This window comes from Sinomonas soli, from assembly GCF_054782415.1.
Map to the genome: position 1 here is coordinate 2,081 of NZ_BAAGSN010000003.1, position 13,013 is coordinate 15,093.

The 13,013-nt window shown below is 70.6% G+C and carries 12 protein-coding genes and 2 pseudogenes; 4 read left to right on the forward strand and 10 right to left on the reverse strand.

Annotated features, from left to right (window positions below):
- Positions 1-521: 521 nt before the first annotated feature.
- Positions 522-1,277, reverse strand: a complete 756-nt coding sequence (locus ACYVKZ_RS01160) for a hypothetical protein (RefSeq protein WP_460990207.1) — start codon at positions 1,275-1,277, stop codon at positions 522-524.
- 344 nt (positions 1,278-1,621) lie between these two features.
- Between ACYVKZ_RS01160 and ACYVKZ_RS01165 the strand changes: the two genes are divergently transcribed.
- Complete coding sequence (locus ACYVKZ_RS01165; RefSeq protein WP_460990208.1) at positions 1,622-1,771, forward strand: hypothetical protein; 150 nt, start codon at positions 1,622-1,624, stop codon at positions 1,769-1,771.
- 18 nt (positions 1,772-1,789) lie between these two features.
- Here ACYVKZ_RS01165 and ACYVKZ_RS01170 read toward each other — a convergent pair whose 3' ends face one another.
- Both ACYVKZ_RS01170 and ACYVKZ_RS01175 read right to left on the reverse strand, forming a co-directional pair.
- Positions 1,790-2,494, reverse strand: coding sequence for a metal-dependent hydrolase (locus ACYVKZ_RS01170; RefSeq protein WP_460990209.1), 705 nt, complete (start codon positions 2,492-2,494; stop codon positions 1,790-1,792).
- Between the two features lie 69 nt (positions 2,495-2,563).
- Positions 2,564-3,469 carry a TlpA family protein disulfide reductase gene (locus ACYVKZ_RS01175; RefSeq protein ID WP_460990210.1) on the reverse strand — a complete coding sequence of 302 codons (906 nt, stop codon included), beginning with the start codon at positions 3,467-3,469 and terminating at the stop codon, positions 2,564-2,566.
- 340 nt (positions 3,470-3,809) lie between these two features.
- On the opposite strand from ACYVKZ_RS01175, the pseudogene ACYVKZ_RS01180 reads away from it, so the two are divergent.
- From ACYVKZ_RS01180 to ACYVKZ_RS01190, 3 genes and pseudogenes are all read left to right on the forward strand, one after another.
- A pseudogene (locus tag ACYVKZ_RS01180) lies at positions 3,810-3,893 on the forward strand (hypothetical protein); the annotation flags it as partial.
- A 110-nt stretch (positions 3,894-4,003) separates the two neighbouring features.
- Positions 4,004-4,543: pseudogene (locus ACYVKZ_RS01185) on the forward strand (SOS response-associated peptidase).
- Positions 4,540-5,229, forward strand: coding sequence for a hypothetical protein (locus tag ACYVKZ_RS01190; RefSeq protein WP_460990211.1), 690 nt, complete (start codon positions 4,540-4,542; stop codon positions 5,227-5,229). The pseudogene ACYVKZ_RS01185 and the gene ACYVKZ_RS01190 overlap by 4 nt, the downstream one beginning before the upstream one ends.
- Positions 5,230-5,331: 102 nt before the next feature.
- Here ACYVKZ_RS01190 and ACYVKZ_RS01195 read toward each other — a convergent pair whose 3' ends face one another.
- The 7 genes from ACYVKZ_RS01195 to ACYVKZ_RS01225 form a co-directional block, all read right to left on the reverse strand.
- Complete coding sequence (locus ACYVKZ_RS01195) at positions 5,332-5,868, reverse strand: hypothetical protein (RefSeq protein WP_460990212.1); 537 nt, start codon at positions 5,866-5,868, stop codon at positions 5,332-5,334.
- Positions 5,766-7,400, reverse strand: a complete 1,635-nt coding sequence (locus tag ACYVKZ_RS01200; protein WP_460990213.1) for a hypothetical protein — start codon at positions 7,398-7,400, stop codon at positions 5,766-5,768. Before ACYVKZ_RS01200 ends, ACYVKZ_RS01195 begins: the two co-directional genes overlap by 103 nt.
- 1,302 nt (positions 7,401-8,702) lie before the next feature.
- Positions 8,703-9,029: a hypothetical protein gene (locus ACYVKZ_RS01205; protein WP_460990214.1), complete on the reverse strand. Its 327-nt coding sequence runs from the start codon at positions 9,027-9,029 to the stop codon at positions 8,703-8,705.
- Between the two features lie 108 nt (positions 9,030-9,137).
- Entirely contained in the window at positions 9,138-9,599 is a 462-nt protein-coding gene (locus tag ACYVKZ_RS01210; protein WP_460990215.1) for a hypothetical protein, read from the reverse strand.
- A 27-nt stretch (positions 9,600-9,626) separates the two neighbouring features.
- Positions 9,627-10,379 (reverse strand): alpha/beta fold hydrolase, encoded by a 753-nt coding sequence (locus tag ACYVKZ_RS01215; RefSeq protein WP_460990216.1) that lies wholly within the window; start codon positions 10,377-10,379, stop codon positions 9,627-9,629.
- Between the two features lie 88 nt (positions 10,380-10,467).
- Positions 10,468-11,013: a class F sortase gene (locus ACYVKZ_RS01220; RefSeq protein WP_460990217.1), complete on the reverse strand. Its 546-nt coding sequence runs from the start codon at positions 11,011-11,013 to the stop codon at positions 10,468-10,470.
- A gap of 345 nt (positions 11,014-11,358) precedes the next feature.
- A complete protein-coding gene (locus tag ACYVKZ_RS01225; protein ID WP_460990218.1) occupies positions 11,359-12,819 on the reverse strand; it encodes a hypothetical protein in 1,461 nt (486 codons plus the stop codon).
- Between the last annotated feature and the right edge of the window lie 194 nt (positions 12,820-13,013).

Sequence of the window (13,013 nt, forward strand, 5' to 3'; positions counted from 1 at the left end):
GCGAGGAACTGCTCGGGGGTGAGGCCGAGGGTTCGACGAGGCGGGCCAGGCCGAAGGCAGGGTCATGGTGTACGTCGGGATTGCCGACTTCACGGACGAGGAGCACGAGCGATTCGACCGCTATGTTGCCGAGGTGCTCTTCTCGAAGGACTCCGAGGACTGGACGCAGTCGCCCGAATGAGCTGCCCGCGGGCCTGAGGAGACACCCTCGGTGCCCCGGCGGGCGCGCATCGGTGCCAGCCGCTGCTGCGGGGTTGGCTCGGTGTAGTAGTGGTTGCCGACCGAGCGGGCGTAGAACAGCCCGTGCGTCCTCTGCTCGCGGCCGCACCAGCGGCAGCTGTTCGGCCCCGGGGCCGAGACGTGGCGGACACGGACCACGCCGGGGCCCGGGGGTGCCGGCCGGCTTGAGCTGCACGTCCGCTTCGGCGTTGACCCTGGCGGCGTACTCGCCGCCGCTGGGCTGGCCCTTGGGCTGGCGGTTCTGGGAGCTCATGCCGGGCATGTGTGCGGCCCGGCCTAGGTCAGCTGGCCGCCCCGATCCGCCGCTCGAGCTCGGCTATGGCCTCTTTGCCCTTCGCATAGCGGATGGCACTGTGGATGCAGCCGATGGCGCCGAAGACAATCGCGCCCCAAAACACGACGTACCGTCCCCCAGCGGACGAGGCGGCACCGATCGTCGCGACGGTGAACAGAGTGCCGAGGGCGCAGATGATCCCGTGGACCCATGCCCAGGCCGCGCAGCGGCCGACGGCCTTCCGCAGCGGTACCAGCGCCGTGAACGCGTAATAGGCCTCGGCGGCCGCCGGGGCCGCAGCGGGGGCGGGTTCTGTCCGGGTGTTGCCAGTGCCGGTGGCGCTCTGGGCCGGTGGTGCCGGTTCGGCTGCGGCGGTGAGCACCCTGGAGATCCGGGCCCGGGCGGTCAGGGGAAACTCATCGCGCTGGCCCAGGATGACGCGCATCTGCTTCATCGCGAACTCGTGCCGGACACTGCCTGGATCCAAGGAAGCGGTCCAGGTTCGCATGCCGACCACGAGCTCGTCGAACACGTAGGAGCGGCCGTGCTCGATGGCGCTGTCGACGGCTTCCGAGCACTCCCGCAGCGCGGCTTTCAGCGGCTGGCCGGTCCTGCCCGCGTACACGGCGACGCGCATCGCGATCGCGTCCGCCACAGACTGGCAGGCGGAGGCGACGGCCTCCTTGGTCACGAACTGCGGTTCGGGCAGGTCCAGCGACTCGGTGAGGTCGGCCGGGCACATCCGCACTTCGTCCTCGACCATGAGCCGCCAACCAGGGGGCGGCTCAGGCCACGACGGGTCAGGAACCCAGCCGGGCGGCGGGGCCCACCCCTCGGGTGGTGCGGGCCAGCCCGGCGGCGGATTGAAGACCAGCATGTCGTCCCCCAGGGTGCTGCGCGGATGCGTCAGCTGATTCAACCACCCCAAGGGCTGCCGGATCCCGAAGTCGACGGACGGGGCGGATTGTGTCCTGCTCGAGCCCCGGGGTGGGCTGCCGCACACATGGGCGCGGGGCACGACCAGCCCCGGCAACCGAACGGAAGGAACGCCCGATCCTGGCCCGCAAGCAGCCTAAGGACACCGGATTCGCCCTGCCCGAGGAGCTCGTGAGCCGCCGTGTCGCGTTCGCCGCCTCCGGCGCCGCCGGCACCCACGCCGACCAGAACGCCCGCCACCGTCACGGCGCTGGCCGGACCAACCGGGTCGGGTCCCGGTCCGGGCAGCTGCGCGCAGCCCTCAAGGACCAGGGCCGGTAGGCCCCGGCCCCTCGCGGGTCAGGGGATAGCGGGCATGCCCAGAGCAAGGGCGACCGCGGTCAACCCGGACTTGCCCATGCCGGCCAGGGTCGCCCCAACACCCACGATGGCGTACGCCCCGATGGGCACCAGCAGCAGCCACTCCCGCCACGAGCCCGCGTTCCCCAGGACCGGGACGGCGAAGTAGCCGTTGGGCTTCCACATCCACGAGATCACCGGCAGCTTCGCGATCGCCCGCGGCGGCTTCACAGTCAGCGGCCAGGTCAGGTTGACGCCGCCGGTGGTGAGCATGTCCCCGAGGATGTGCACGACGACGCCGACGCCCATGGCGAGCGGGAACCAGCCCTGCTCCTGCGGGGCAAACAGGGCGATGAAAGCCCCCAGAGTCAGGCCGACCGCCCACGGGGCCTTCCGCATCGAGTCCGGGATGATCTTCAGCGCCTTCGCCGCGAACGCCACCAGGAGCACGGACAGGATGCCCGCGCCGATCCCTACCTGCCCGAACCAGTCCGTGTGGATGGTCCAGAGCCCGGCGGCCCAGGCGACGGCTACGAACGCGGCGACTCCGAGGATGGAGTGGGTGCCGTGGCGGTGGCCGCCGGATACCGCGCCGACGCCGGCGCACATGGCGTTGGACAGGTGCGGGAGGGAGCGCGCGATGGTCGCGTTGTGGTGGTCCGCGTCGTGTCTCTGACCTGCATGTGTGCGGACGAATGCACTCACGAGTGCTGTGACTTGAGGAGACGGGGGCGGCGGTCGTCGTTGGCCGACCTCTACTTCTAGGCCTTTGCCTCATAGGTCGGATGCCTTAGCCGCAGAGCCCGACTGTAGAGCCTTTCGCAGCGCGGAGTCGATCTCGCAAGTGCCAGTGTGGGGACCGGCGATGACCGTCCCGCCCTCAACGAGAAAACTGCTTGGTGTGCCGCGAACACCGAAATCACCCAGATGATCTCCGCCGACCAGTAGGACGCCGTCGGCGACGGGAACGTCTCCGTCGAGATTTGGCACGACAACCAAGGTCACAATGTTCATTTTTCCAGCGGCCTCAAGAAGCCAGCTGTATAGGTGGTCCTTCACGAGTTCTCGACACGGATCGCAATTGGGCGACAAGAAGACAACTAGAGTGAGGCGGCCGTCCGACTGGAGTTCTCTAAGCTCTCTGGTCGTGCCATAGGGCGACCGCACCGTGATGTCGAGCAAGCGCATAGCAGTTGACGGAGGGGGAGCTGATCGGGGTCCTTTGGTCAGTACCGTGACTATGGATCCGGTCACGAGACAGAGGCCGAGCTCAGCTAGAGCAATGACAGGCGCGGCGATCTGCCCAAGGAGGGCAATCCATGCAGCCAAGAGAAGCGAGCCTGACCTCGCCAGGGTCCAAGTATCAATGGTGCGCCCAGCCCCGCCGAAGCAGCTGCACCTAACATCAAGGCCCTGGCGGCGCACAGCGGCCTGCCACGCAAGGAACCCAGACATCATGAGCGAGGCCAAAGACGTCCCGAGAGCCCTAGTCGGCGGCAGAAGCATCGATGTACCAACGGCAATCTCAGCGAGCGGGACGAACTGCGCCAAACCTGCTAGGTTCCGGGGCAGCCCCGACGACTTGACCGCATCGACGAGGGACGTCCGTGCCGGAATCTTGAGAACTCCGGCACAGACCAGTGTGGCAGCGACGATCAGTAAGATCGTCCCCGATGCCATGTCCAAGGCTATCTGTATGCGCAGCTAACGAGCTGGTTGCCGTACCAGATGCAGTAGTAACCCGAATCGGTCTCGCACCAGGTCCAGCTCCCAGCACCCGTGCACTGTATCTTTGCGAACGGTTCCGGTGGCTCTCCCTTTGGAGGCCCCTCGGAAAGGACCTTCAGGGCATCCAGCACATCGGAGACTGCCTTGTATGTTGCTGCCGATCGAGCATCGTTGCTCATGTTCTTCCTCCTCTCAATGAATGGGGCGTAGTCAGGTATTCGCATCCTTCGTTATCTCGGCGTTGCCGGAGCGCCCCGGCCCGCCTGACGGGCCGAGCTGCCAGACTGGGCGCATGTGCGGACGCTATGTGACTGCCAAGCGGGCCTCTGCTCTGGTGGCTGACTTCGAGGCGCCCGAGCTCGTCGGTGAGGACACCCGCCCGTCGTGGAATGTGGCCCCGACGCAGCGGGTGCCGATCTTGACGGAGCGGCTGGAGAGGAACACGGGGGAGATCGCCGCCGGATTGAGACGGCCCGGTGGGGCCTGGTGCCGGCGTGGGCCAAGGACCCGAGTGTCGGCAGTCGCGCGATCAAAGCGCGCAGCGAGACTGTCCTCGAGAAGCCCACGTTCCGCTCAGGCGCGGTCAAGCGAAGGGCAATCGTGCCCGGCGATGGCTACTACGAGTGGCAGAAGGACGGGTCGCGGAAGACCCCCACGTACCTCCACCCGGAGCAGGAGGGCCGGCCGCTGGCCTTCGCTGGCCTGTTCGAGTTCTGGCGGGACAAGTCCGTCGAGGACGACGACGCCCCGGGCGCCTAGCTGATGACCTCCACGATTCTGAGCCGACCCGCCTCAGATGCTCTGGGGGCGATACATGACCGCTCGCCTCTGGTACTTCCCGAGGAGATGTGGGCCGAATGGCTCGACCCCGAGCTCACGGACAAGTCCCAGATTGCCCGGTTCATCGACGCGGTCCCCGAACCGGATCTGATCCCGCGCGTGGTCGGCCCCGAGGTCGGGCAGGTCCGCAACAATGGCGCCGAGCTCATCGAGCCCGCGGAGCAGGAAGAGCAGCCGGCCGAGTGAGGATCGCCGTCGCCCGAACCGGCACCTGGCCACCGGAGCTTGCCAGGATCGTAGAGCTGCTTCACCGGTTCGTTCCTCCGGAGGAGGAGTACCTCGCCGACCTCGAGGTTCCCTACGAGGCTGATGACACCCTATGGGACGCCATGTCCGGACACCACATCGCTGCCCGGCACTTCACCCGGCTCCTCGACTACGAAGCCGAAGCCATCCGAGCCGAAGGCCTCAGGATGTACTCGCGTGAGCTCTCCGACCACCGCGTCGACGAGGCCGCACGCCGCGGGCTCATCCCGGCAGCAGCAGGTGACGCCCCCAAGGGAGTTTCCCTCCCCGCGGTCGATCCGACCGGAATCCTCCGAGGACAGCGTCGCTTCGTCTGGATGACCATCGGACGGACTCTCGAGGATCGGTGTAGTGGGGTAGAGCCGTTTCTCCGCAACTGGGGAGGCGAGGGAATCCACTTCTCGACCGCCACGAAAGAGCATCTGGCGCCCCTGCAACAGCGGTCCCGTCCGGCGGCCATCCATCTGCTCCTGTGTGCCGACCTCGCCCGCAAGATGGTTTTCCGGCCCTGCGGTGGCCGGATCCTGCTCGGCGCATACCGCGGACTCGAGGGTGTCTCCGCTGACGTTCGCGCGGACCACCCAATGCCTCCGGAGGCGATCGAACGGGTGGAGTTCCTCGACTAGGACCCGCCACGGAGCCGAGCCCGGACGGTGTCGCGGTGCGCGGTCCAGACGTTCGGTGTCGGCCGGTGCGCTAGGCTCTCGGACTGCCGGCCCGGGTGCCGGTCAGAAGAACGGGTCGTCCTCCGAGTAGGAGGGCACCGGGACGGTCTTCTTGGCCACGGCGACGAAGTCGTCCTCGTCGTCGTCCGGGGCCGGCGGGGCGACGGCGGCCTTGGGTGTGGCCACGAAGTCATCCTCATCATCCGCGAACGGGTCCGCGGCCGCGGCAGCGGGGACCAAATCGGGTGCTGCCCAGGCCGGGGCGTCGTCCTCGAACGGGTCCACCGGCTCGGCGGCCACGGCCGCGGCCGCGGGGGCAGGGTCCTCCCAGTCCAAGTCCTCGTCCACGGGGACCGGGCCGGGGTCGGGGAACCCGGCGAGGAACGCCCCGATGCGGTCGACGTCGCGGACGGTCGCCCCGGTGTCCGGGACGGGGACCAGCAGCAGCGCGTCCACCCCGGCGGCCGCCGGGGCCTCCTCGGCGATCGTCTGGAACGTCAGCCCCAGCCCCGGGTCCTCCCCGCCCACCAGCCGGTGGTCGATCCACGCGACCCGCTCGAGCTCCGGATGAGCGGCGGCGAACTCGATGAGGGGGTCCACCTTCCACCAGCCGGTCTCCTCCGGCCCGTACGGGCAGCACCTCCACCGCCCGCGGGAACAGGGCCCCGAGCACCTCGGGGGCGTCGGACGGCGAAGAGGTCCAGGGCCGGGGTGGTCGGGTCGGCGACGTCGACGACGAGGGTGGTGTCGCCGAGGCCGTGCGCCCACCCCTGGTAGCGGGCGACGCCGTCGCCCTTGGACTCGAACGCGATGAGCGTGTTCGCCCGGCCAGGGTGGCCGGGCCGGCCGGAGGGGCGGACCCGCTCGAGGCAGTGCCAGCCGAAGAGGGCGCGCACGATCAGGGACTTGCCCGAGCCGGGGGCGCCGACGATCGCGCACCCGAACGGCAGGGACGCGGCGGGCAGGTGCGCGGGCCCGTCCGTGGTGGTGCCGAGCACGGGCCCGACGGGGGAGAGCAGTGCCGGCGGGGTCGCCCGGGTGCGGGCTACGGCCGCGCCGGAGAGCGCCCCGGCGTGCGGGGAGACGATCGCGGTGAACACGGTCGGGCCGAGCATGAACACCTCGGGGGCGAGCGGGTAGTCCCCGTCGCTGGCGGGCACGCGCTTCTCCCACGTGCTCCCGTCGCCGCGGTACTTGCGGACGGTGGACTCGCGCCGCGGCAGGGCTGGCCGGCCGCGGCGGGTGGACGGTGCCGGGAACGCCCCGGCGGCCAGGGCGCGGCGCAGGGCCGTGTCCGGGGAGGGGATCCGCCCGGTCCAGGCGGCCGCCCCGGCGATGAACGCGGCAGCGGCCGCGACGAACAGGAAGGGCCGCACCGACCCGAGCAGGGACTGCGCCGTGGGGAGCCATTCGCCGGCGCCGGCCACCCCGTGGAGGGCGGCGGCGAGGGACGGGGCGAACACGGCCAGGGCCGCGAGGGCTGCGGCGGCGGGCAGGCCCAGCCAGGCACGGTGGCGGGTGCGGGGGAACTCGACCGTGGCGCCGAGGTCGAACCCGGGCATCCCGGCAGCCAGCTGCACGAGCAGGGCCCTGACCTGGTCCTCGGTGGCGGCGCCGGCAGTGACGGTGACGGCCATGGCGTTCTGCGACATGGAGTGGTGCGTGGGGACGGCGGTGCCGAGCCGGTGGGCGAGCCACGCCGACCAGTGCTTCCGCTCCCGGTTGGACGGGGCGCGCATCGTCACGGCCACCCATGAGTCCTCCGGCATCGCCGAGGCCAGCAGGCGGGGGAGCTCGCCCGGGTCGATCCCGGCCTGCGTCTCGCGCAGCACCGTGGAGTCCTGGTGCACCAGCCGGCCGATGGCCGGGGTGTCCCCGAGCCCCTCGGGCAGGTGGTCCTGCTCGGCGCGGGCCCCGACGGTCTGGGCGAGCAGGATGTGCCCGCGCGCGGCCATCGCCTTCCCGTCCAGGAGGACCGCCCCGTGCAGGCCGGCCGTGTCGCGGCGGGCGAGCAGGGTCGCGGCCCCGTGCTGGGCGACGGCGCTGGCGAACGTCCCGGCGCGCTGGCCGAACGTGGTGGGGTTGGTGTCCAGGGTCCCGGTGCGGACGAGGCGGATCAGGTGCAGGTCCATGCCTTCTGACATGCGTAGAAACAGGCCCCACGCCCCAGAAACCCCATACCGTGGATTCACGCCGATCCCATCCGGGCAGGGCCCGCTGAGAATCGCCTGAAACCCACGTTCCTGGCCCTGCCCGGCCCGAGGCCCCTACAGGCCTCTCAGACCATGGGTCCTCCGTGGAGGGTTCGCCTGCCGCGCAGCGGCCCTCGGGGCTTGCCCGGGGACCGGGCCTTGGCCTTCACCTTCGGGTTGGCCGTGCCGTGCACGGTGGGGCTCACTGTGGGGCGGGGAGGTGTCCTCGCCGTGGTTCGCCCTGTCGTCCTTGGTGTGTGCGGCTCGGCGGTGTCGCGCGCGTGGCCGGGTGTGCCCGGGCGTGTCGCCTGGGGTGGTGGCTGGGTCTAGGGAGACTTCATCGGGGGCTGCGCCCCCAGGCGGGTGCCGGGGAGCCGTGGGTGGCTCGTGTGCGGGTGGGTGTGCGCCTGCGGCGGGCTGGTGGGTGCGGGGAGACTCATCGGGGTGCGTTGTGGTGGGCGTGCCGCTGCGCGGGGCGGGGAGCAGGCAGGTGGCCTGGGTGGTGTTGGCCCGCCGGTTGGGGGTGGCCGTGTGCGGGGATGGGCCTGTGCCCGCGAGCAGAAGGCCTTGTCCCGAGGGGAGGCCGGGGTGCGTGCAGCGGGGGCGGCGCAGCCGCCCACCGGGGGACACCACGCCGTGCGCGCAGGTGGACGAGCCGGGGACCGAGACGGCCCCACCACCCACCGGCCTGTCCACGAGGCACCGACCCGGACCAGCGACGGCCCCGGCGGCGCAGCCGCCAGCACCCCACCACGCCGGACGAGCCGGGGCACACGAAGAACCCCGGCCCCGCCGGGAGGCCGCAGGCCGACCAGGGCCGAAGGCCCAACCCCGAGACAAGCCCACCCCGAGGGGAAGGCCAGGCCCACCCCCAGGGCAAAGCCCACCCCGCGGACGAGGGCCGGACCCCTGACGGGCCCGGCCCGGCGGCGCAGCCGCCCGGCCCGCGCCACGGACCGGGCACCACGCCGCCCACCCGCCACGGCGGGCGGGCCGCGCAGCGGCCCCGCCCACGCGGAACAAGAAGACCCTCACAACGAGGGGGAACACTTCGAGGGGCATGACGGGGTGCACGACGGGGACCGCCTCGCCCTGCGGGCGAGGTCGCGAAGCGACCGAGCCCCTCCTAACATGGCAGCCCCGCCCCTCCCGGCAGGCCCGGCAGCGGTTCTGGTCTGGGGCTATCGCCCGCCCACGCCGCCCTGGTCGGTCGGCGCGGGGATGGTCGCGTGCGTGGTGGGGCTACCGCCCGGCCGGAGCAGGACCCGGCTGAGCGTCAGCCCGGTCGAGTGGCAGACCAGCCCGCCTCCGCTGACGGTCGACGCGGGCCGAAGCGTAGAACGGAACGAGCATGGCGCACACGACCACCATGCAGACCAACGCGCCGGCAAAGATGAGGGCCATCACCACCCAGGCCCAGACGTACGCTCCCGTGAACCGTGGTATGGCCAGCCCCGTAAGAAGCGCGAGGATGAGGAAGCCGTGGCCCAGCACCACCGTCTTCGTCATGCGGACGTAGATGCCCGTTGTCCTCTTGCTGTACTTCTGCGCCCACGTCAGCCGTTCCACGGCTCCCCTCCCTGCAGCAGCCAGAACCCACGAGCTCAGGGTATTCGGAGAAGCGCTTATCGGGCAGTCCCCGTGAAGAGATCCTTCAAAGCCATCCGGCCCTTTGGGTCAGTGCGCGGGGTCTGGGTGGGAGCGGACGAGGTGGCCGTGGACGGTGGCGAGCTCCCCGGACGGTTCGACCCGCAGTTCGATCACGTCGAGGTTCTGGTCGGCAGCCCGGGCGTAGGCGAGGACGTCCTCGGGGATGCGCTCGGCCGCGACCGCGGCGCGGTGTGGGATGAGCGGCAGGTTGGCGCGCTCTTCCTCGAGGTGGCCGATGGCGCGGTCGACCTGGTCGGTGTCGGCGGCGCCGAGCTGGACCTCGATGACGTGCCGGACGCCGTCGGCCTGGTGGAAGAGGACGACCGCGAACTGGTCGGGGCGGGGATGGGTGACGGTGTGCTCGAACGAGGGGGTCCCGTCGCCGAGCCCGAGGAGGGAGGGATTCTCCTCGATGCGGTCGGCCAGCCAGGCCCCAGCCAGCGCGAATGATTCGTCGATGGGTGGCTGCTCGGGGGTTCCGGTGTTCATGCGGGCATCATATGTGCGCCGGATGGACTACAGCTTGTCACACGGGTCAGGGGCCGGGCGGCACGGCCCCGTCGGCTTCAAGGGAGGGAGGGGCTCGAGGATCACGTCGGCGACGAGGCTGGGCAGGGTGAACGGGAGGAAGTGGTCGCAGTCCACGACCCGGACGTCCTGCACCCGCTCTCGCGCGCGGGTCCACGGCTCGGGCCCGTTGAAGGCGTCGCGTTCTCCGATCAGGACTGTCGTGGGCAGGTGGGTCCATGCCGAGGACGGGATGGGATCGGTGAGGGTCCGTCTGGTGACGGGGCGGCGCGAGTGCGCGGCCAGGTGGGCTCGGCCTTCCGCTGTGAACTCCATGCCCTCGTCGTTCCACCACCCGCTGGCCGGGACGAAGCGGCCGTGCGCGTCCCAGACCATGCCGGGTGCGCCATCGAAGGCGGTGCCGTCGCGGGTGCCGGGCTGCACGGGCTGGGGGACCGAGGACACGTACACGAGCCGGGCCACGTTTCCCTGGCCCTCGGCGGCGACCCCGACGACGTCGCATCCGTAGGACCAGCCGGCGACCACGACGGGGCCGGTGCAGGCGCGGATGGCGGAGTTGACTTCGGCGACGTCGTCGAGCAGGCCGGCCGCCGGGTCGCGGTGGGAGGGGAGGTCTGGGGTCGCGACGTGGAGGCCGCGGCTGGTCAGGATGCGCTGGACCCAGCGCCAGTCATCGGGGACGCCCCACATGCCGTGGACCAGCACAACGCTGCGCGGGACGAGAGGCGGGGCTGCATCCATGCGCCGAAGGTAGGCCCGCGCCGCGGCGGCTGCAAGGGACGTCAGGAGCCGACATGATCGGTCGCCGGGCGAGGGGGACGGCCCGCGCTCAGGGCGTGGGGTCGGCGGTGATGACGGTGTTCTTCCCCCACGGGTCGCTGAAGTCGCAGGTGATCAGGACGACCCTGCCGGGAACGCGGTCCCAGATCGGCGAGGCGGCGAGTTCGGACTTGCCGATCTCCTGGACGGCGACGACCCGGTACGGGAGTGCACCGGCCGCGGTGGTGAGGGTGAACTTGTCGCCGAGCCTGGCCTGTTCGCCGATGTGGTTGAAGGGGGCGTCGGCACCGACCCAGCGGTGGGCGACGATGTAGGTAGTGTCGGTCGATCTGGTGCCGGGCCTGCCGTAGTTGGTGAGCCAGTAGGCGTCCTTCGTGTCGGGCGGCTCGATGGCGTGGGAGGCAAGGTCCGACGCCGTCGGCGTCAGCGCGTGCACGGCGACCGAGGCCCCGGCGGCCGGGTAGTCGAGCCGCTGCGGTGCTGCGGCTGCGGGGCGGTGGGGCACGGCCGCGGACGGGTGGTCCGCTGGCGACGGGCCATTGGCCGATGCTGCGGACGTCGCCAGGGACGGTACGGCCGCAGCGGCCGCCATCATGCGCGGAGCGTCTGCATCACGGTGAATAGACGGCGCAAGTGTCGCCGTCCCTGTTGCTAGGGCTGCCGCCAGGGCCACCACCGCGGCGCTGCCCACGAGAACTGGGGTCCTGGGGGCGCGGCCAAGGTGGCGAGGACCGGGACGATCTGTCATCTGCCGCGGGCACCATCAGTGGAAGGCCTGCTGTGGGTCATAGCCGTGGGCTCCGGTCCAAGGGTGGATTTTGCTGACTTCTGTGGGGAACCGCCGCCGGACACCACGTTTATGTTCTCGTGGTGTCCGGCGACAGGCTGCCGCGCCTTGCGCCCGGGCGTAGTGCTCAAGCGCTGCGGGGAGCCTGAGCGCCTAGGCGCGGCGACGCGGTCGGCGGAGCTGCCGTACGGCGATGGCACCGAAGCCAAGCCCCAGCAGGCCGGTGAGAACACTCCAGCCCGCCAGGGCCGTCCTGTCGGTGCTCGCCGAACCCGCTGCCACGGCGGTCTGCACCGCGAGGCCCCGGCTTGTGCCGGGCGCTGCAGCGGCCGATGTGCCGGCTGTCAGGGAGTTGCTGCCCGACGCGGCGGTCCCCGGCGTTCCCGACTGCTGGAGGCTGATGGCCGCACCTCCGGAGCCTGCTCCGGTCTCCGCATTGCCGGCCGCCGTACCGGTGCCCGAGCCCTCACCCGAATTCGACGAAGACGAGGGCGAAGGCGAAGGGGACGGGCCTTGGTCGGCAACGACAGTGAACTGCGCGCTCTGGGTGCCGGTGCCCTCAACGGCGGCCATCACGCTGTGGCCACCCGCGGTCGCGTCGGCCGGTACCGTGGCATTGAAGGAGAACGTCCCATCAGCGCCGGCCTTGACGGTGCCGAGCACGGCTGAGTCGAACTCGAGGGTGACGGCCTCCCCCGGGGTGTAGTGGCTGCCCGTCGCAGTGAAGGCGGTCCCCGTCTTGCCCGACCGGGCCGAGAGCCCCAGGGTCGGCTTCGGTGCCGGGGCAGGGGCGGTGACGGTGAACGTGGCAGTCTTCTTGCTGGTGTTCGGCGAGGAGACCGTGACGGTGTGGGCACCTGCCGATGCACCCGCAGGGACCGTGACCGGGGTGTAGAACTTCCCGTCGACGCCGACGGTCAGGTCAGCCACATCCGTGCTGTCGAACTGGACGCTCACGGCGCCCTTGGGGTAGTTGGAGCCGCTCACACCGAAAAGCGAACCGGCTGCACCTGACCCGGGCGAGACGAGGATCGCGGGGGACCCGAAGCAGCTCGCCGGAAGCTGCCCGTTGGCCGGGATGGTGGTCGGAGAGCCATACACCCAGTTGGACGGGGTTCCGGAAAAGGCGATGCTTGCACTCACGGCTGTTCCAGCGGGCCGGCACGAGTAGTCGGCTGTCCAGGTGAGGCTGTATTCGGTCACCGACACCGCCACGCCGGACAGTGTGTTCCCGGCGGCGTCCTTGCATGTCACGTTGTCGAAGTGGTAGCCGTTCGACTGTGCACGGGTCCACTGCGTCACGTCCGGGGCCGTGTAGGTGCTCGACCCTATGGTGATGGACGCTGTCGTGTTCGGATGGAGGTAGCTTCCACCCTGTCCTGTGCACCGCTGGTCGCTGAAGGTGACGACCGAATAGGCTCCCGAGGCACCGTCTCCGCTGGTGATCGAAACTGTTCCTGACCCCGGGACCGTCCCCGGCGTCACGTTGACATACCCGTCGAAGCTCAGGCCGGCGTTCGCAGCGCTCGCCCCGGTGACGAGGCTCGTTGTGAGCAGTGCCGCGCCGATCGCGGCCGAGGCCCATCTCCTGATGGGCAGAATCCTGTGACCCATGCAATCCCCCCAATGGTCTTCAGTTGCCCGGGCGAACTGCCCGATCGCGCGTCACGCTAGCCCCGGCGACTGAAGTGCGGCAAGAGGCGTTGAAGCCTCCTCCCGAGCCTACAAAGACGCTTGACTGCTTCGTGTCACAAGAAAGTTGACGTACCGGCCCCGCCGTCGCTGCTGTGCGAGCTCTCGGGAAGCCC